Origin of the sequence: Bacillus sp. AL-1R, from assembly GCF_052180195.1 — a bacterium.
Classification (GTDB): Bacteria; Bacillota; Bacilli; order Bacillales; family Bacillaceae_G; genus Gottfriedia.
In genome coordinates, this window is sequence record NZ_CP197469.1 from 2,113,955 (window position 1) to 2,134,450 (window position 20,496).

Below are 20,496 nucleotides of genomic sequence, written 5' to 3' on the forward strand. Positions count from 1 at the left end.
TCCTAAGAAAAAGAGGAGTGGAAAAAATGCCTGTAATTATTAATCAAGATTTACCTGCTACTGAAATACTAACAAAAGAAAATGTTTTTTATATGACGAAAGAGCGAGCGGAGTCACAAGATATTAGGCCGCTTCAAATAGGCATTTTAAATTTAATGCCAACTAAAATTGAAACGGAAACACAATTATTACGTTTAATTGCTAATTCCCCTTTACAAGTAGAGGTCGATTTAATCGGTACGGAATCGTATAAACCTAAAAATGTTTCAGAGGAGCATGTTTCAAGCTTTTATAAAACAATTTCACAAATTCAAAATTCAAAATATGATGGCTTTATTATTACCGGTGCACCGGTTGAGACAATGGAGTATGAAGAAGTTGAGTATTGGTCGGAGCTTAAAGAAATCATGGACTATACAAAAGAAAATGTAACTTCTACATTGCATATATGTTGGGGTGCACAAGCAGGTCTTTATCATCACTACGGTGTTCCTAAATATACATTAGATCAAAAAATGTTTGGTGTTTTCCCACACTCAGTAGAGGATCGCTTTGTGAAACTAGTGCGTGGCTTTGATGACGAGTATTATGTACCTCATTCAAGACATACTGAAGTTAGGAAGGAAGACATCGATCAAATAGGAGAATTGAAGATTTTGAGTTTATCAGACGATGCAGGTGTCCATCTTGTTACTAATGAGGATGGAAAGCAAATTTTTGCAACTGGACATCATGAATATTGTATAAATACTTTAAAATCAGAATATGAAAGAGATGTACAAAGAGGAGCGGAAATTGCTATTCCAAAAAACTATTTCCGAAATGATAATCCGAAACAACCACCAATTGTACGTTGGAGAAGTCATGCGAATCTACTTTTCTCTAATTGGTTAAATTATTACGTTTATCAAGAAACCCCTTACAATTTATAATGTTATATTTTAAGTTTCATAATTTTGTCAAATACTAAAAAAAAATAATTGGAAAATTAAAAAAAGTGTTTGCTATTTTCATAAAACATTCCCATAATGGAAATAATATCAAATTTTAACGGAGGAGATCATATGAAGGACTGTATATCTATCGGCCTATTAGGACTTGGAACTGTTGGAAGTGGTGTTGTAAAAATTGTTGAAGATCATCAGGACAGATTAGCCCATCAAATCGGTTGTTCTGTTCAAGTAAAAAAGGTTCTTGTAAAGGACCTTGAAAAGGAACGTTCAATTTCAATTCAAAAGGATTTATTAACAACAAATGCATATGAAATTTTAGATGATGCTGAAGTAGATGTTGTTGTAGAGGTAATGGGTGGAATTGAAGATGCAAGAAAATACATACTCCATGCTCTGCGCAATAAAAAACATGTTGTCACAGCTAATAAAGATTTAATGGCTTTATACGGTACTGAATTACTCCGTGTAGCAAATGAAAATAAATGCGATTTATTTTATGAGGCTAGCGTTGCTGGTGGAATCCCGATTATTCGTAGTTTAGTAGATGGTTTAGCCTCAGACCGCGTAAATAAATTAATGGGAATTGTAAATGGAACAACAAACTTTATTCTTACAAAGATGAGCAATGAAGGAAAAGCATATGAAGATGTGTTAAAAGAAGCTCAGGAACTCGGCTTTGCAGAAGCAGATCCAACATCTGACGTTGAAGGATTAGATGCTGCGAGAAAAATGACAATTTTAGCTAAATTAGGTTTTTCAATGGATGTTGAACTAGAAGACGTGCAAGTACGTGGAATTAGTTCAGTATCCTCAGAAGACATTGATTTTGCTAAATACTTCGGTTATACAATGAAACTTATCGGTTATGCGAAGAGAAATGATAATCGAATTGAAGTGAGTGTTGGACCAACTTTAATTGCACATAATCATCCATTAGCTTCTGTTAGCAATGAATTTAATGCAGTTTATGTATATGGTGAAGCTGTTGGAGAAACGATGTTCTATGGACCAGGTGCAGGTAGTTTACCAACTGCAACTGCAATCGTTTCAGATTTAGTAGCAGTAATGAAAAACATGCGATTAGGAGTAAACGGTACAAGTGCTGTTTTACCACAATATCCAAAAGAAATAAAAGAAGATCATGAAATTTATTTTAAATCTTTCTTCCGCTTTACAGTTAAAGATCAATTAGGTTCGTTTGCTGAAATTACGTCTATTTTTACTGAATCTGATATCAGTTTTGAGAAAATTATTCAAGTTCCATTAAAGCATAAAGGTCTTGCTGAAATCATTTTAGTAACACACCAAGCATCATACTCATCTTACAAAAAAGTAATTGAAAGCCTTGAAAAATCTGATGTAGTAGATGAAGTACGTAGCTATTATCGAATTGCAGGTGAAGATCACGATGTATAATGGATTAATCGATAAATATTCAAATTTCTTACCAATCAATGAAGAAACACCGAAATTAACTTTAAATGAAGGAAATACGCCATTACTGTTTTTACCTCGCTTATCACAGGAGTGGGGAATTGAGTTATTTGTAAAATTAGAAGGGCTAAACCCTACAGGTTCATTTAAAGATCGTGGGATGGTAATGGCTGTTGCTAAGGCAAAGGAAGCAGGAAGTTCAGCGATTATTTGTGCATCAACAGGTAATACATCTGCTGCAGCTGCTGCTTATGCTGCAAGAGCTGGTATGAAATGTTTTGTTATTATTCCTAATGGCAAAATTGCATATGGTAAACTTGCGCAGGCAGTCATGTATGGAGCTCATATTATTAGTATTGATGGGAATTTTGATCACGCTTTACAAATGGTAAGAAAAATAAGTGAGTCTGAACCAATTACATTAGTAAATTCCGTAAATCCATATCGAATCGAAGGCCAAAAAACAGCTGCCTTTGAAATTTGTGAGCAATTGGAAGAAGCTCCAGATATATTAGCAATTCCAGTCGGAAATGCAGGGAATATTACAGCTTATTGGAAAGGATTTAATGAATATAATACATCAAAAGGTTATCAATTACCGAAAATGCACGGATTTCAAGCAGAAGGTGCAGCACCAATTGTTAACAATAAAAAGATTGAAAATCCTGAAACAATTGCAACAGCTATTCGAATTGGTAACCCAGCAAGTTGGGAACACGCAGTAAATGCAATTGAGCAATCAAACGGTGCAATCGATAGTGTATCTGATGAGGAAATCCTACAAGCATATAAATGGATTGCATCAAAAGAAGGCGTTTTTGCAGAACCAGGTTCATGTGCAAGTGTTGCTGGAGTATTTAAACAAGTTCAGTCTGGTGTAATTAAAAAAGGCTCAAAAGTAGTAGCCATTTTAACGGGTAATGGATTAAAGGATCCAGATATCGCCATTCAATCAAGTAAAATTGAACCAATATTGTTACCGAATGAAGAAAAGACTGTATTAGAACATTTACAAGGTGTGGTTTCGATATGAAAAAACTTTTCCAAATAACAGTTCCTGCAAGCACTGCAAATGTAGGACCTGGTTTTGATTCAATTGGTATCGCTTTAGATCGATACTTAACGATTGAAGTATTTGATCACGATCAATATAGCTGTGAGGGATTTAGTGAATACTTGAAAGATATCCCACTTGATCAAACAAATTTAATCTTAAAAACAGCTATTGATGTGGCAAAAGCATATCATAAGCAGTTGCCAACTTGTCATTTAAAGCTTGAAAGTAATATTCCGTTAACAAGAGGTTTAGGCAGTAGTGCCTCAGCAATAGTAGGTGGCATTATACTAGCGAATGAACTTTGTAATCTTCAATTATCTCTAGAACAACAGCTTCAAATCGCAACGAAACTTGAAGGTCATATGGATAATGTAGGTGCATCACTTTATGGCGGTTTAGTTATTGGGACTTTTATAGATGGAAAAGCATATATCCAACACTCGACATTAAATAAGGTGTCAGTTGTTGCAATTATACCAAAATACGAATTAGAAACTGTCCATGCAAGAAATATATTACCATCAACGATTCCTTTTAAGGACGCTATACAATCTAGCAGCTACAGTAATCTATTAGTATTAGCATTATTAACAGAAAATTGGGCTTTAGCAGGCGATATGATGAAACGAGATCTGTTCCACGAACCATATCGATGCAAAATTGTAAAAGAGCTCGACACTTTAAAACAAATCCAATTACCAAAATACGTACATGGTTTTGTATTAAGTGGTGCCGGTCCTACAGTACTAGCCTTTGTTTCAATTGAAAGTTGTACTGAAGCAATAAACTACTTTACACGATTATTTCCAAATTGTGATGTAAGTGAATTGAAAATAGAAAACAAAGGTGCAACAGTTAAACATTCAATCCACTCAAATTAAAAATAAACCACTCAACAAGGAATCGTTGAGTGGTTTATTATTTTAAAGAGGAGTTACAAATAATTTCTATTAATGTACAAATATTAATAGATTTTATTTTTCCCTTTCTTTTCGATATTTTTCAGCAAGTAATTGCTTAACTTGATTATAGGTTAAACCAGAATGTGCATTTTTTCTTTTCACTTCATCTATGTCGGTTCCAGTTATCGTAAAACGTTTATCATTCATTTTAGCTTCATCTCCGAAATATAATAGTTAATCTTATTATTTATTACTTATACGGAAAATATGCTAGATAAAGTTTTTGTAATTAAAATGAAGCTAAAAATAGATAAAATTATTGGTAAGATTAGGAATAGGGGATAAAATAAATTGGAAATTTCACATAGAAAATATATTGCAAATTAATCGAAAAAAAGAAGTTAGAAATTCAATGAAATGAAGAAAAGAGAAATGAATTTTGATATGATTTAGATCAGAATGTAATTAGAAATAGAAAAACGAGCCCATAGAACGGCTCGTCTTATTTTTTATAAACTTTTACAGTAACTGTTTTAACTCCCCATTTTAGGGCATTTTTCTGACTTGGGATAAATACATCAATTTTATTTCCTTTTAGTGAACCGCCAGTATCTCCAGCAATGGCATAGCCATAACCTTCAACATATACTTTAGAGCCTAGTGGAATAACTTTTGGATCCACAGAAATAACTTTTGCTTTTGGATTCTTTTTTAAATTTATGCCAGTAGCTGTTATACCACTACATCCTTTGCAGCTACCAGTGTAAGCTGTAGCTTTCATTTTAATTACTTTATAAGGTTTAGCAGCTTTAGCCGTTGTTTTTTTAGCTGTTGATTTTTTAGTCGTTGTTTTCTTAGTTGCAGGTTTAATTTGCAATACTTGATTTACTCTAATAAGGTCTGATTTTAAATGATTCCAAGATTTGATTTGAGAAACTGTTACCTTTTGTTTTTTTGCGATAGCAGATAAAGTATCCCCAGATTTAACTTTATAAGTTGCTGCATATGTATTTGTCGTAAATCCCATTGTTAGAATAACAGTAGTAACAAAACATGTCATTAATTTTTTCATATTTCCGCTCCTGTTCATCTTCTATGTATAATACTTTACCATGGCAATATGACAATAAGATTTCAGTGGTTTTATTTTATATTACAAATATATTACTTATTTTTATAATTTTCTATAAATTCTGCATAATTGTTACAGGTTATTTCGACATGGTTCCAATTTAAAATGTCGATCCCCTAAATATGAACTAGGATGCTTGATTTTATTGGGTTAGAGAGTTGAAATGATATGGTGAATGGGGAAAGTTAAACAGTAAAAAATTTTCAATTATGTATTTAAAAGTTTAGAAAAACGAATTTTTTTCCACAAAATTATGAGTTATCTTAATTTGAAATTAAAAAACAATGTAACAATTCGTGCGGTTTTGTAATATTTGATAAAGTTTTTCAGCCATGAAATTAGATTTATGTATTACTAAAATTTACTAAAGACAACTTTCATCAGAAACAAACATACCATTCTTCTTTCATAGTAGACAAAATGTACGATTTCAGCATATTTCAACAAGCTTGTGTAGGATTTTAATATTGTTAAAAGTAGTATGATTAGACTAAATATTTTGAATAATGTATAATAAAAAATGTACTTATAAAACCAAAAGGTGGGGTCGTATGTCAACTAATACATATTCACTTACATGGGATTTAGATGTTTTCTTTAAAGGAGGCAGTGAATCTCCTGCATTCGCAACATACATAAATGAAATTACTAGTTTAGTAGAAAGATTAGAAAGAAAAGTTTCTTTGTTTTCTGCACCTAAAAGTAGTGATGAAATCGAGGAATTAGCTGATATCATAGGTAATATTGAAGTAATAGGTAAAAAATTATCACAAGCTGGTGGGTTTGTTAGTTGTTTACAAGCTCAAAATATGGCTGATCAAAAGGCTAATTTATTAAGAGGAACTTTAACGCAGCTTTATGCAACATTTTCTACTTCCTTAACAAAATTCCATAATCAATTAACTAAAATTGAAGATTCTGTTTGGAAAGATATGTTAGAAACTGATGAATTTAAGGAAATTTCTTTCGCATTAAACGAGCGTCGTCAAAAAGCTAGTGAATTATTATCAGTTGATCAAGAGGCATTAATTACTGCTCTTTCAGTTGATGGATATCATGGTTGGGGCCAAATGTACGATACTGTTGTAGGGAAAATGCAGATTGAACATGATGATAAAGTTTTATCTGTTGGTCAAGCTTCAAATCTCTTTTCTTCAAAAGATCGCAATGTGCGTAAAGAGATTTTTGAGAAATGGGAAGAAACATGGGGTGAGGAGTCAGATTATTTCGCTAAAATCTTAAACCATCTTGCAGGTTTTCGTTTAAGTGTATACGGACAACGTGGATGGAATAATGTATTAAAAGAACCATTATCGATCAATCGTATGAGTCAAGAAACACTTGATTCAATGTGGGGTGCAATCATCGACAATAAGGCTCCATTTGTTGATTATTTAGAGAGAAAAGCTAAATTACTAGGCGTAGAGAAATTAAGTTGGTATGATTTAGATGCGCCTGTTGCTGATATTGATTCCTCGGTTTCATATTCTGAAGGTGCAGAATTTATATTAAATCAATTTGGTAAATTTGGTGATGAATTAACTAGTTTTACAAAGATGGCTTTCGAAGACTCTTGGATTGAAGCAGAGGATCGTGCAGGAAAACGTCCAGGCGGTTTCTGTACAGGATTTCCTGAAAGTAGTCAATCTCGTATATTCATGACATATTCAGGTACACCTTCGAATGTTTCAACATTAGCACATGAATTAGGTCATGCTTTCCATTCATTTGCGATGAAGGATGTTCATACGCTTAATAAGTATTATGCAATGAATGTTGCCGAAACAGCTTCTACATTTGCAGAAATGATTGTAGCTGATGCTGCTGTTAAAAATGCGAGTTCTGATCAAGAGCGTTTAGCTCTACTGGAAGACAAAATACAACGTAGTGTAGCATTTTATATGAATATTCATGCTCGTTTCTTGTTTGAAACACGTTTTTACGAAGAGCGTAAAAATGGTGTTGTAAGTAAAAATAAAATAAATGAATTGATGGAAGAAGCTCAAAAAGAAGCGTATTGTGGGGCTTTAGAAGAGTATCATCCACATTTCTGGGCATCAAAACTTCACTTTTATATCACAAGTGTGCCGTTTTATAACTTCCCATACACTTTTGGATACTTATTCTCATTAGGAATTTATGCAAAAGCACTGGAAGAAGGTAAGAGCTATGAACAGAAATATATTGCTCTTTTAAAAGATACAGCTTCTATGACAGTTGAAGAATTAGCTCAAAAACATTTAGGTGTCGATTTAACAAAACGCGATTTTTGGGAGAAGGCGGTAAAACTATCTCTTAAAGACGTTGAGGAATTTTTATCGATCACCGAATGATAACTTTTTATGAGGAGGACTCGTTTAATTACGAGTTCTTTTCCTGTTTTAATTGACTTTATTAAGATTATTGTAGATTTATTAAAAAAAGATAAAAAAATACGGAGGGGTTTTTAATCATTACCTCTTTAGTAGGGGAGTGACTAAAGTGAATAGTTTTAAATTTTTAAAACCTTATAAAATAACAATTTTTGCGGCAATCTTCTTTTTATTTTTAGAACTAGTAGTTGAATTATTTCAACCATATATTCTATCTAATATCATTAATAATGGAATCGTTCAAAAAGACATGGCTTATGTTACAAAATGGGGAATTGTCATGATCGTACTATCGATCGTTGCATTTATTGGAGGAGTAATGAATACATTTTATGCTACACATATTGCTCAAAGCTATTCATTTACGTTAAGGAAAACACTATTTGAGAAAGTGCAAACTTTTTCTTTTACGACATTTAGTTATATACCAACTTCATCCATTATTACTAGATTGACAAATGACGTATCACAATTACAAAGTGCAGTATTTATGAGTTTAAGGATTATTTTGAGAGCGCCATTAATCGTAACTGGTAGTGTCGTAATGGCATTAATTTTAAATTGGAAACTTTCATTTATTCTATTTTTAATTTTACCTTTCTTGTTTATGTTCCTAAATTGGATGGTTAAAAAAGGTAGAAGGCTTTTTAAGACGGTCCAGGATAATGTGGATATTGTAAATAGTGTGCTAAGAGAAAATTTAGTCGGAATGAAATTAATTAAAGCCTTTGTACGAAATGACCATGAAAATAATCGATTTAAACAGATAAATCAAAATTTAAAACAAAAAACTTCTATTGCTCTGAGAACAATGGAAATTACGATGCCAGTCATGCTTCTATTTATGAATGCTGCCATATTAATTGTCTTGTGGTTTGGGAATAGTAAAGTACATTCACATGAAACAAATATAGGAGATATTGTTGCAATCGTAAATTATATTTCTCGAATTACTTCATCATTTACTGTTTTTTCATTTATTATTAGTGCGTTTTCAAGAATGAGAGCTTCTTCTGAACGAATCGATGAAATATTAACGATTGAAGAAGACTTCGTAGAAAAAAATGAAGGGAACCATCTAGCAAATCGATTAGAAGGAAAAATTCAATTCCATCAAGTTTCTTTCAGTTATCCGAATTCTGAAAAAGAAGTGTTAAAAAATATTTCATTTGTTGCATACCCAGAACAAACAATTGCGATACTTGGTTCAACAGGTTCTGGAAAAACATCTTTATTTCAATTAATCCCTCGTTTATACGATGTTCAATCTGGAACAATATTAATTGATGATCAAGATATCCGAAAAATAAACAGTAAGCAACTAAGAGGACAGATTGGATATGTACCGCAAGAAGCGCTCCTCTTTACAGGAACAATTAAAGAAAACTTACTAATGGGTCGAGAAAATGCAACCGATGAGGAAGTTTATTTAGCTGCTAAACATGCGCAAATTCACGATTCAATTTTGAGTTTTCCTGATGGATATGAAAGTTTAATAGGTCAAAAAGGTGTTAACCTATCAGGTGGTCAAAAACAAAGACTTTCTATTGCAAGAGCAATCCTTCGAAATCCTAGTATCTTATTACTTGATGATAGTACGAGTGCATTAGATCTAAAAACTGAAGCTAGTTTGATTGAAGCTTTAAAAAATTACGAGTGTACGACACTAATCATCACTCAAAAAATCAGCACTGCTAAAAATGCAGATAAAATATTAATTATAGATGAAGGTGAACTTGTAGAAGAGGGCACACATGAATCTTTATTAAAAGATTCAAAACTATATAAAGCAATCTACTATTCTCAATATGGGAAGGAGGAAATTCATCATGTTAAAGGAGCTAACTAAACCCTTCCGATATAAGCATTTACAATTATCAAAGAATAAGAAGAAAAAAGATGCTGCTAGAGCAGATAATGTTTCCTCAACATTGAAAAGAATATGGTCTTACCTAGCATTAATGAAAGGGAAATTAGCTTTCGTTCTTTTAATGGTTTTAGCAAGCTCCGTACTCGGTTTATTAGGACCAGTACTAGTTGGTTATTCAATCGACCATTATATTTTAAAAAATAATTTAAGTGGTTTAAGTTTGTTAATCGTTGCTTTAGTGTTTATTTACTTAGGTTATTCAGCATCATTGTTTTTACAAAATTTTTGGATGATCGATATTGCTCAAAACACTGTAACTAAAATGAGAACAGAACTATTTAATATGTTTCATAAATTACCTATGTCATTTTTTGAAAAAAGACAACATGGAGAATTAATGAGCCGCGTAACAAATGACTTGGAAAATGTAAGTTCGACTTTAAATACTTCAGTGATTCAAGTATTTTCAAGTGTTTTAACTTTAATTGGTACGATTTCAGTGATGCTTTGGTATAGTCCAATCTTAACTTTATTGACTTTATCAATTGTACCAGTTTTAATAATTGGAATAAAATGGATTACGCACCGAACTGGCCAGCTTTATAAAATCCAACAACGTAACCTAGGCGAGTTAAATGGCTTTATTGAAGAAACAGTTTCCGGACAGAGAATCATCAAGACTTTTTCTCAAGAAGATAAAATGATTCGAGATTTTTTAAATAAAAATGAAAAATTGAAAAACTCAGGATTCTGGGCATTTATCTTTGCCGGATTTATTCCTAAATTTATGAATGTATTAAACAATGTAAGTTATGCAATCATCGCAGGGATTGGTGGTTACTTTGCCTATAAAGGACATATCTCTATTGGTACAATTGTTGTTTTTACGGAGTATTCAAGACAATTTACACGACCACTAAATGATTTATCAAATCAGTTTAATACATTACTTTCTGCAATCGCTGGTGCTGAGAGAGTATTCTCAATCATCGATGAAGATATTGAAGCAATTGATGAATCCCACATTATTAACGATGAAAAAGTTATTCAAGGTGAAGTTGAATATAAAAATGTTAATTTTTCATATGGGAAAGATACAAATACATTAACAAATGTTTCATTCAAAGTATCACAAGGTGAAACAATCGCATTAATTGGGCCAACTGGTGCAGGTAAAACAACAGTCGTAAATTTACTTTCACGCTTTTATCAAATCAATAGTGGTGATATACTCATAGATGGTGTAAGTATTGGACAATATTCTAGAAAAAACTTGAGACAGCAAATGGCATTTGTTTTACAAGATTCATTTTTATTTAAAGGAACAATTCGAGAAAATATTCGATATGGTCGTTTAGATGCAACAGATGAAGAAGTAGAAGAGGCTGCAAAACTTGCCAATGCACATAGTTTTATTATGAAAACTACAAAAGGATATGATACAATTTTACAACAAGATGATCAGCAAATTAGTCAAGGTCAAAAGCAACTTCTCTCAATTGCTCGAGCAATTCTAGCAAATCCCGCAATTTTAATTTTAGATGAAGCAACAAGTAGCATTGATACAATTACTGAAATTAAAATTCAAGAAGCTTTACAAAGACTAATGCAAGGCCGAACAAGCTTTGTGATTGCTCATCGACTTAATACAATTAAAAATGCTAATCAAATACTTGTTTTGAAAAATGGAATGTGTATAGAGAGAGGTTCACATGAAGAACTAATTGATAAACAAGGTTTTTACTATGAATTAGTAAAACATCAGGGGATGAATGAAGATCAGCATATATAATAAAGGGTGGAAGCATGGATTACAATTCATTTAAAGAAATTATTCACGGAAGAAGAAGTATTCGAAAATTTACTGATCAAGCAGTTTCAAATGAAATAATTGAAGAAGTTATCGACTGCGCACGTTATGCTCCAAGTGATACAAACTCACAAACTTGGGAGTTTATCATTATTAAAAACACTGACAAAATTAAAAAAATTGAAGAGATGACATGGGATTCACTACATGAAGTAGCTGAAAAAGCAAAAGAAAAAGGATTAGAAAAAGAAGGTAAATTATTAGTTCGCTCTTTTGGTCCTTATGCAACAGCATTTAGAGATGCACCAGTTTTAATTATTTGTTTAGCAACACCTTATGAATCAAAATTCAGAACAAAAATATTTGATCCAATTGGCTTTGTTGAAAATGAAGTTTGGAAAGAAGAAGGAATTAAAAGTAGTTGCTTAGCATCACAAAACTTAATGTTAGCAGCACATGCATTAGGTTTAGGAACATGTCCAATGACAGGTCCAGTCCTATTAGCTCAAGATAAACTTAGAACGTATTTAGAAATCGAAGAAGACCGCGAAATTAACATGGTCATTTCACTTGGATATCCTTCTGAACCAGCAAAAAAACTTGCACGTAAAGAAGTTTCAGACATTATTCGTTACGTAGATTAATAAATAAAGTAGCCCACGAAAAATATTCGTGGGCTTTTTTGTTTTACAAAAGAATCTCAAAATGTAATTAGAAAAGTGACTCTAATTCAGTAACTAATGAACCGACATATTCAACAGCTTCTTTTATTGGTGCACTTGTTGTTAAATCAACACCAGCCATTTTTAATAGGTCAACTGGTTTTTTTGATCCACCTGTTTTTAATACTTCAATCCATGCATCAATAACAGGCTGACCCTCTTTTGCAATTCTTCGTGAAATAGCGGTAGATGCAGTTAATCCAGCAGAATAAGTATATGGATAAAGACCCATATAATAGTGCGGCTGGCGCATCCAAGTTAAACTTGCACCTTCATCTAGTTCAACAGAATCACCCCAAAATTCTTTTAAAACATTCCCTTTAACTTCACAGAATGATGTCGCTGTAAGAGGCGTACCTTTTTCGGCAAGTTCATATACTCTTCTTTGGAACTCACCTTCAAGTAAATGAGTTACAAAATTATGATAATAAGTACCTAATAATTGAAGGATGACCCAGCGCTTCATTTTTGGATCATTCGTTTGTTTTAATAAATATTGGCCTAATAACATTTCGTTAAATGTTGATGGAGCTTCTACGAAATACATAGATGGGCGAGTATTTACAACTCGTTGATATTTATTTGCATAATAAAAATGACCAGCATGTCCAAGCTCATGAGCAAGTACAAATGCATTTCTCATAGTATCTTGCCAACTAATTAAAATATAAGGATGCACACCGTACGGACTAGAGCAAAATGCACCTGTTGATTTACCGATATTATCGGAATAATCAATCCAGCGCTCATCAAACGCTTTTTCCATAATGGAAACATAATCAGGTCCCATAATTTCTAGTGATTTTAAAATCGTTTCTTTTGCTTCTTCATAAGTAGTGCTTGGGTTAAAATCTGGATCTAGAGGAGCTTTTAAGTCATAGAAATGAATCGTATCAAGTCCAAGTTGCTTTTTCTTTAAGTTAGCTAGTCTACGCATATGTGGAGCGAGTTCCTTAAAGATGATATTTAATTGATTATGATACATGTCTAAAGATACTTTATGATCTTCAAGTAGCATTTGTGTAACAGAATCATAATTCCTTAATTTACTTAAAGCAACTTCCTTTTTAACTTGTGTGGCATATATCGAAGCATATGTATTTTTGTATTGAGTAAGTGTTTTTGTAAAAGATTCATACGCTTGTTTACGTACTGTTCGATTTGGTGAGAATTCATATAAGTTTTCAAACATGGCAAAGGAATTTTCTAATTCTTTTCCATTTTCATCTTCAAAGGAATCGAATTTTAAATCAGCAGCCTTACTTGTTTGGTAAATTCGATATGGGGCAGAGGTAACTTCACCAAGTGCAGCTAAAACCTCTTCAGTTTCAGGGAGTAATCGATGTTTTTTAGATGCAATAATTTCTTCTAATAATAATTTAAAAACCTCAATTTCATTTTCTTCCTTAATAAATACTTCTAACATTTCATTATTTAAATGTAAAAGCTCTGACTGAATAAATGTTAAAGTAGTATTTACTTTTGTACTTAAGCTTGAAAATTGTAGACTATCAGATTGATTTTGAGAATCTGAACCATCTCCAGACTGACGCAAGCTTACATATGTACCACAACGAATTAATTGAAGCATAATCGATTCATAAGTTAATAATGCTTTTTTTAAAGATTCCGCAGACTTAAGAACAGAACCTTTCAACGATTTCGCCTCTACTAAATCATTTTCAATAAGTTCTAAAGCAAGTAGCCACTCTGCACGAGTCGGATATAGGTCCTCTAATTTCCACGTCATTTCTGTTGGAACTTCAGCACGTGTTAAACGTTTTACTAACATTTTTTCCATCAAATTGCCTCCTTTAGTAGTAGTTGGTACGAGTCTATTATACTGTATAAAAACAGTTTAATGGTGAAATTATTCGATAAAATTGAAAATTTTAACAATTAAACTGCACAATCCGTCATTATTTTGATAAAATTAATTGAATTTGGTTAAAAATTTCAATATTTAGAATTAATTTTATTCCATAGAAAGGAGTTTTTTTAGAGCGAATGAAAAAACTTAAAATGGTCTGTTTACTAACTTTGACAACTGTTGCACTATCAGCATGTACAATTAAAAAACCTCCTCAAAATTTAGCGATTAAAGGACAAGGTACTTTTGATTTAAAAACGATTGGGATTAAAATCGAATCATCACTTCCTAAAAATGCTAAATTTAATATTCTGTTTAAAGATGATGATACAAAGAAAGTAATCTACGAAACTACTATAAAAACGGATGAAAATGGCACTGCAAATAAGAAGATTTTATTAGACTCAAAAAATAGAAACTTAACTGGCTTCTTATTATTTAAGCCTGAAGAACAACCAAAAAAGATTCAAGAAAAATTTGGGAAATACGGAGAAAATATTAGACCCACTACAGAAGGTTATAGAGTAGGGAAAAAGAATAACAAAAAATATATGTATATTAAACAATACGGGACATTTTGGAAATTCGGTAAATTAAGTGATGGAGGATTTTTAGTATTTAGTAAAGACAAGATCAAGCAAGAAAAGGAGGGGAAGTAATACACAATAAGACTTAATAAGATTGTGTATAAATCATGATACAAACAAGTAGAATTATATCTAAATATCTTTTTCAGTTTTGTTTAACTGTATTCGGAATTGGTCTAATTACAGCTACTTCTTTTACCCTATTTTTACCAAAAGGAGAGCGACTGGCTGAGTTTTGGAATCAATTACAAATCTTTTTTTGGAGTTTTTTTTACTTCGATAACTTAGAAGTTTACTTAAAAGAATTTCAATATGTTCCTTTTTCTTCTGTATTTTTAGAGCCATATATTTATTCTTTTACGATTCTTTTTTCATCATTTATACTCTCAATTTTCGTCGCTTTATTAATTTCTTATCTAGTAAATATAGGCCCAAAGTCATTTAGAAAAGGGATGAATAGTATCCTATTTTTCTTGCAATCTATACCAGATGTAGTAATGATTTGTGCTTTTCAAATTTTCTTTTTATGGATTTTTAATAAAACTGGCGTTAAAATTGTGGATCCAATCAGTGGCTTTGAATCCAAAGCTTACGCATTACCGATCTTCCTTGTATCGATTATTCCAACGATTCAACTTTTCCAAATGTTATTTCTAGCAATACAGGAAGAAAAAATTAGAGATTATGTTGAGTACGCAAAAGCAAAGGGTCTTTCTAATTCTTGGATTATGATCCGTCATATATTGCGGAATGTTACGATTACTTTATTAAGTAATACGAAGCTAATATTTTGGATGATGATTTCAAATTTGTTAATAGTAGAAAAGTTCTTTAATATGAAGGGCTATTTTTCATTTTTATTTAATAATAGTAGTTCACCAGAAATCTTTTTTATGGCGCTAGTTTTACTATTTATCCCGTTCTTTTTTCTTGAGATTCTGTTTAAACAGATAGTTAATAGAATGAAAGGGGGACAAGCTGTATGATCAATCTTAAAAAGTATTTGCCAATCATAATAGGAAGCTTTATCATACTTGGCTTAATCACCTTTAGTTTTATTTATACTTACTTTATTAAGGATACGATAAAACCAGCCCCTGCTTTGTTATATAATGCAGAAGGTAAATTGATTGATACATATGGTTATCCACCAAGTTGGAAATATCTTTTTGGTGTTGACCGATTTGGAAGAGATGTATTTTGGATGGTAATTGATGGTGCTAAATACACTTTATCCATCGCCATAGTTGTCGGATTAATGAGAGTCATATTTGGCGGTTTATTAGGCACATTTTTCGGATTTATGAATCAAAGATTATTAAAAATTATTGAACCAATTTTGAATGCTTTTCGTTTTGTCCCTGCTGTAATCATTATTTTTCCATTTTTTGAGAAATTAAATTACGTTCCGGAAGCTGCAAAAGAAAAAACAATTGCCCTACAAATATCTTTACTAATCATTATTTCGATACCTGTATTGATGAATTCAATCGGTGATGAAGTTAGAGCTTTTTTAAAAAATGATTTCATTACTAGTTCTAGAATCATTGGTGCAAGAAATGGCTGGATCCGTCGTAAACATGTTATACCATATTTACGAAGCCGTATTCTTTTATTATTTGTACAACAAACTATTCAAACTTTATTTTTACTAACCCAATTAGGCGTTTTTAAACTATTTATTGGTGGTGTTAAAGTTCTTTATTTAGATATTGGAGTCGATCGCCCGATGTCAGAAGCTAATGAATGGTCAGCAATGATTGGTGCTAATTACATCGAGTTATCGATTGATTCATGGGTAATCATCGGACCGAGTATAGCTTTTGTTGTATCAATATTTGCTTTTAACCTTATTAAATTGGGCATTGAGCGCTTAATTGAAAATCAAACTGGGCAAAAAAAGAAGCAACTTATAACAAACGAAGGGTCATATCAAGGATTTAATGATTTTGATTTTGTGAAGAAGGAAAAATTAAATGAAGTTAGTAGTATAGTAGATGAAGAGTCTAAATCAAGTGGAAAGCTTCTAACAAGATTATAAAGCAATCGAAAACCTTTGTTCTAAATAGAGAATAAAGGTTTTTATTTTTGGTTTTGGGAAGGTATTCTACTATTTAGGGAATAATTGTATTGAGGTGAATTGATGAAAAGAATATTAATTGTAACATTAATCCTATTATTTACCATCCCAAACGCCGTTTTCAGTGAAAGTATTACAAGTATCGCAAATCCAAAATGTCCTCAAACCGAGAATTTAGTAAAGCCTAATAGTAAAGATAAAAAAGAATTAATAAGTGCTTTGAGTAAAATAATCCCTAAAGTATATGGAACAGATCCTAATTATAATGAATGGCAAATTGAGAAAATTGAACCTGCTTCTAGTTTGACTGGATTTGAGAAAAACTACTATGGTATAGCAGTAACATTTTGTGGTAAAAAAGTGGCTAATTACTCTTGGTTTGTTAGATTAAGATTTCCAAAGCTTTTGCCAGCACAAAGTGCATCTCTTGGAGAAATATATATTGTAAAAGAACTAAAAAAAGGCTGGATTCCTTGGTTTCAATATCATTAATGTTGTATGGGGATTAATGAGTAATGGGTCCTGGTTCTTTTCAACAAAATAAATCATAGAACGCTTCGAGTCATCCAAAAGATTCAAGCGTTTTTCTGTGCCAAAATGATTGAAAAGTTTTACAAGAATTTTTGTTACGAATGGTCTTACAAATCGGCACTAAGAATTTATACAAAATTTATACTTATACTGCTAGAATGTAATAAGAAGGAAAATTCTCACAATTTACGATAAGTATTTATATAAAAGGAGAAAAAGATGGAAAAAGATGGAAAAAGGTACGATCATTGTACTAAACGGTGTTTCAAGTTCAGGAAAATCAACTTTAGCTAAGGAGTTAACTAAGTTACTACCTAACTTTTTTGCTTTTAGCATTGATGATTATGATTTAGTTATAGAAAAGATGGAAGAAAGAGGTAGACAGAGGTTAATTCCAATTGAAACAGAATATTTTTATTATAAAAATGTTGCATTGTTTGCAGATCGAGGTGTTAATTTAATTCTTGATCAGATTCTGCATGACCATACAACATTACAAATATTCTATGAAAATCTAAAATCATATCCTATATTACTTGTGGGAGTGCATTGTCAAAAGGATGAGCTTAATCGGAGAGAACAATCAAGAGGCGACCGCAAAATTGGTCTAGCAATCTCTCAGCTCACATTTGTACATAAAAACGAAATTTATGACGTAGAAGTTAACACCTATACAAAAACTATGCATGAATGTGCAAAAGATATTAAAGACAGATTGAATAGTAGTACACCGCTTAATGGTTTTAAAAAATCATATGAAAAATTTCAATTCGTGCAAAGTAAAGATAAATAATTCAAAAAACAATTGCTCATTACGAACTCTAAAGCTGATAAAAAGAGAATGAATTTTATTTTTTGTAAAAAATGATAGGGGAGAACAGCATTTATGGACATAAGAAAACCAAACGATTCGGAGTATAGAATGATCTTATCACTTTCTCCAAAAGCCTTATTCGAGGGTACATTAGGTGAAGTAATACCAACGGATGAAAAAATCAAACAACTTATTGATCCTCTTCTGCAGAAAGGATGTTACTATTTAATAGCAAAAAAAGAGGATATTTTGCTTGGTTGGATTCTTATTGGAACGAGTAAAGACCAATTAACTGAAAAGAAATATGGTTTTATTTACGAATTATATGTTTTAGAAGAATTTAGAGGGAATGGAATTTCAAAACGATTGATCGAATCGGGTATGGAACATCTTAAACAGGATGGATATTCAGAAGTTCGTTTAAATGTATATGCAGGTAATCACGCTATTAAACTATATGAAAAGTTAGGATTCATAAATAGAACCCTTACAATGGGTAGATCAATTTAATGCAGTTGTTGAATTTGCATTCCGTTTTATGAATATTCATAAAATATCAGCGACACATAATATTGATAAACCTGCATGTGGTAAAATTTTGTTAAAAGTAGGGATGAAAAGCGGAGGCATTATTAGGCATATGGTTCGAAAAAATAATCAATATAAGGAGTGTGGAATCTATGGGATTCTACAACAGGAGTATTTTGAAAAGAATCCACTAGAACAAACACCAATGATAAACATACTAGATTAAAATATCTTTTCCTTAAAATTTTTATAATCAGATGAAGTAGCATTGGAGCTAAATACTGTTTAATGCTATAAAAAGGAAAAGTATTAATGGTTGTTGAATAGAAACATAGATTGATTATTTAGTTGGTGGAAGAAAGGTGATTGGAATTGGCAAATACAAAATTAATTTTAGTTGAAGGTTTGCCTGGGTCTGGTAAATCGACGACAGCCCAACTGACGAATGATATCCTTAGTGAAATGAATATTAATACTCAGTTGTTTTTAGAGGGGAACAAAGATCACCCCGCTGATTATGATGCTATTTCTTATTTTACAAAAGAGGAATTTAATCATATATTAGACCAGTTTAATGATTTTAAGGAATTACTAATTAAGCATACAGAAGAGCAAGCGAATGGATATTTTCTATCTTCGTATAGACTACGAAAGGGATTGGGAGATTTACCATTGCCAGAACCTCTTGAGAAAAAATTGTGGGATAAAGATATTTATGAACTTCCACTAGATAAACATATTGAATTAATCACTGAAAAATGGAAAAGTTTTTGTGAAAAAGCTGTAAATAGCGAGGATACTTATATTTTTGAATGCTGTTTCATTCAAAATCCTGTAACAATAGGAATGGTAAAATATGGAGCTTCTGATGAGATTGTAATGAGCTTTGTCAATCGATTAGCTAGCATTATTGAACCATTAAACCCAATTCTTATTTACGTAGAACAAAAAGATATCCAAAAGTCATTTAAAAAGGCTATTCAAGAAAGATCAAAAGAGTGGTTCACTAGTTTTTTAGATTATTACAATAACCAAGTCTATGGAAAATTTCATGGAGTCAATGGGTTGGAAGGAACATTAACTGTTCTAGAATCAAGAAGGCAATTGGAATCTAAAATTTTTGACATAATCAAAATGAAAAAGTTCAAAGTCGATAATTCTGAGTTTGACTTTGATTCTCACAAAAAAAATATCTTACATAAATTGAAATTATAGTACAGATGTTCTATATTTGGCTTTTTAGTTCACCTATACCACAAGTTAAATTGAATAAATAAAAAGATTTATTTATTAGTATAGAAAGGGGAATTATTTTGCAGTCTAAGGAAATTTACTTGCCACCCAAACATATCATTTCAGCTGCGACAGTTGTAATGAATGAACAAAATCAAATTTTATTAATTAAAGGTCCACGTCGAGGTTGGGAAATGCCAGGTGGGCAAGTTGAAGAAGGAGAATCCTTGAAGGAAGCTGCAATTAGGGAAACAAAAGAAGAAAGTGGAATTGATATCGAAGTTTTGAAATTTTGTGGAGTATTTCAAAATGTCGCTGCTTCTATTTGTAACACTTTATTTTTAGCTAAACCAATTGGGGGAAAGTTGACAACTTCTTCAGAAAGTATAGAAGTGGGCTATTTTCCTATTGAGGAAGCTTTATTGATGGTAACTTGGAACAATTTCAAGCAGCGAATTGAATATTGTTTGAATGAAGAAAAACATCCCTTTTATATAGAGTTTTAATATCCTTGAATACAATGATTTAGTTTATAGAACTTTCTCTTAATTTTTGGGTTTCCAATAGTATTTAATCAATTTTTTTAAGCAAATAATAAATA

20 protein-coding genes are annotated in these 20,496 nt (G+C 31.7%); 17 read left to right on the forward strand and 3 right to left on the reverse strand.

From position 1 onward, the window contains the following. Window positions 1-26: 26 nt before the first annotated feature. The 4 genes from metA to thrB all read left to right on the forward strand — a co-directional run bounded on the left by metA (window position 27) and on the right by thrB (window position 4,325). A complete protein-coding gene (gene metA, locus ACSBO6_RS09905; protein WP_098846686.1) occupies window positions 27-932 on the forward strand; it encodes a homoserine O-acetyltransferase MetA in 906 nt (301 codons plus the stop codon). A gap of 132 nt (window positions 933-1,064) precedes the next feature. Continuing rightward, complete coding sequence (locus ACSBO6_RS09910; protein WP_498844590.1) at window positions 1,065-2,369, forward strand: homoserine dehydrogenase; 1,305 nt, start codon at window positions 1,065-1,067, stop codon at window positions 2,367-2,369. Continuing rightward, window positions 2,362-3,420 carry a threonine synthase gene (gene thrC / locus ACSBO6_RS09915; protein ID WP_098846684.1) on the forward strand — a complete coding sequence of 353 codons (1,059 nt, stop codon included), beginning with the start codon at window positions 2,362-2,364 and terminating at the stop codon, window positions 3,418-3,420. Before ACSBO6_RS09910 ends, thrC begins: the two co-directional genes overlap by 8 nt. Continuing rightward, window positions 3,417-4,325 carry a homoserine kinase gene (thrB, locus tag ACSBO6_RS09920; protein WP_098846683.1) on the forward strand — a complete coding sequence of 303 codons (909 nt, stop codon included), beginning with the start codon at window positions 3,417-3,419 and terminating at the stop codon, window positions 4,323-4,325. Before thrC ends, thrB begins: the two co-directional genes overlap by 4 nt. A 93-nt stretch (window positions 4,326-4,418) precedes the next feature. On the opposite strand, the gene ACSBO6_RS09925 is transcribed toward thrB, so the two are convergent. Together ACSBO6_RS09925 and ACSBO6_RS09930 are read right to left on the reverse strand one after the other, a co-directional pair. Then, a complete protein-coding gene (locus ACSBO6_RS09925; RefSeq protein WP_498844591.1) occupies window positions 4,419-4,553 on the reverse strand; it encodes a hypothetical protein in 135 nt (44 codons plus the stop codon). 295 nt (window positions 4,554-4,848) lie between these two features. Further along, window positions 4,849-5,418, reverse strand: coding sequence for a 3D domain-containing protein (locus ACSBO6_RS09930; RefSeq protein ID WP_098846681.1), 570 nt, complete (start codon window positions 5,416-5,418; stop codon window positions 4,849-4,851). Between the two features lie 611 nt (window positions 5,419-6,029). Here ACSBO6_RS09930 and ACSBO6_RS09935 point away from each other — a divergent pair. The 4 genes from ACSBO6_RS09935 (at window position 6,030) to ACSBO6_RS09950 (ending at window position 12,174) form a co-directional block, all read left to right on the forward strand. Continuing rightward, complete coding sequence (locus tag ACSBO6_RS09935; protein ID WP_098846680.1) at window positions 6,030-7,811, forward strand: M3 family oligoendopeptidase; 1,782 nt, start codon at window positions 6,030-6,032, stop codon at window positions 7,809-7,811. A 148-nt stretch (window positions 7,812-7,959) separates the two neighbouring features. Continuing rightward, window positions 7,960-9,699 carry an ABC transporter ATP-binding protein gene (locus ACSBO6_RS09940; protein ID WP_498844592.1) on the forward strand — a complete coding sequence of 580 codons (1,740 nt, stop codon included), beginning with the start codon at window positions 7,960-7,962 and terminating at the stop codon, window positions 9,697-9,699. Further along, window positions 9,680-11,512, forward strand: coding sequence for an ABC transporter ATP-binding protein (locus ACSBO6_RS09945; protein ID WP_098846678.1), 1,833 nt, complete (start codon window positions 9,680-9,682; stop codon window positions 11,510-11,512). The genes ACSBO6_RS09940 and ACSBO6_RS09945 overlap by 20 nt, the downstream gene beginning before the upstream one ends. Before the next feature lie 14 nt (window positions 11,513-11,526). After that, a complete protein-coding gene (locus ACSBO6_RS09950) occupies window positions 11,527-12,174 on the forward strand; it encodes a nitroreductase family protein (protein ID WP_098846677.1) in 648 nt (215 codons plus the stop codon). 67 nt (window positions 12,175-12,241) lie between these two features. Here the strand turns inward: ACSBO6_RS09950 and pepF are convergent, their stop codons facing one another. Next, window positions 12,242-14,053: an oligoendopeptidase F gene (gene pepF, locus ACSBO6_RS09955; protein WP_098846676.1), complete on the reverse strand. Its 1,812-nt coding sequence runs from the start codon at window positions 14,051-14,053 to the stop codon at window positions 12,242-12,244. Between the two features lie 206 nt (window positions 14,054-14,259). Between pepF and ACSBO6_RS09960 the strand changes: the two genes are divergently transcribed. The 9 genes from ACSBO6_RS09960 to ACSBO6_RS10000 all read left to right on the forward strand — a co-directional run bounded on the left by ACSBO6_RS09960 (window position 14,260) and on the right by ACSBO6_RS10000 (window position 20,401). After that, window positions 14,260-14,781, forward strand: a complete 522-nt coding sequence (locus tag ACSBO6_RS09960; RefSeq protein ID WP_498844593.1) for a hypothetical protein — start codon at window positions 14,260-14,262, stop codon at window positions 14,779-14,781. A 35-nt stretch (window positions 14,782-14,816) separates the two neighbouring features. Beyond that, window positions 14,817-15,695: an ABC transporter permease subunit gene (locus ACSBO6_RS09965; protein ID WP_498844594.1), complete on the forward strand. Its 879-nt coding sequence runs from the start codon at window positions 14,817-14,819 to the stop codon at window positions 15,693-15,695. Further along, a complete protein-coding gene (locus tag ACSBO6_RS09970; RefSeq protein WP_498844595.1) occupies window positions 15,692-16,750 on the forward strand; it encodes an ABC transporter permease in 1,059 nt (352 codons plus the stop codon). The genes ACSBO6_RS09965 and ACSBO6_RS09970 overlap by 4 nt, the downstream gene beginning before the upstream one ends. 102 nt (window positions 16,751-16,852) lie before the next feature. Beyond that, window positions 16,853-17,281: a hypothetical protein gene (locus ACSBO6_RS09975; protein WP_098846672.1), complete on the forward strand. Its 429-nt coding sequence runs from the start codon at window positions 16,853-16,855 to the stop codon at window positions 17,279-17,281. 268 nt (window positions 17,282-17,549) lie between these two features. Next, window positions 17,550-18,113: a chloramphenicol phosphotransferase CPT family protein gene (locus tag ACSBO6_RS09980; RefSeq protein WP_498844596.1), complete on the forward strand. Its 564-nt coding sequence runs from the start codon at window positions 17,550-17,552 to the stop codon at window positions 18,111-18,113. 93 nt (window positions 18,114-18,206) lie between these two features. Further along, the gene (locus tag ACSBO6_RS09985) at window positions 18,207-18,644 is read left to right on the forward strand and encodes a GNAT family N-acetyltransferase (protein ID WP_098846670.1); all 438 of its coding nucleotides are present in this window, start codon (window positions 18,207-18,209) and stop codon (window positions 18,642-18,644) included. Between the two features lie 28 nt (window positions 18,645-18,672). After that, on the forward strand, window positions 18,673-18,888 hold the full coding sequence (locus ACSBO6_RS09990; protein ID WP_498844597.1) for a hypothetical protein: 216 nt from the start codon (window positions 18,673-18,675) through the stop codon (window positions 18,886-18,888). A gap of 146 nt (window positions 18,889-19,034) precedes the next feature. Beyond that, window positions 19,035-19,877 carry a P-loop NTPase family protein gene (locus ACSBO6_RS09995; protein ID WP_498844598.1) on the forward strand — a complete coding sequence of 281 codons (843 nt, stop codon included), beginning with the start codon at window positions 19,035-19,037 and terminating at the stop codon, window positions 19,875-19,877. Between the two features lie 92 nt (window positions 19,878-19,969). Further along, window positions 19,970-20,401 (forward strand): NUDIX hydrolase, encoded by a 432-nt coding sequence (locus ACSBO6_RS10000; RefSeq protein WP_098846668.1) that lies wholly within the window; start codon window positions 19,970-19,972, stop codon window positions 20,399-20,401. Window positions 20,402-20,496: the final 95 nt, after the last annotated feature.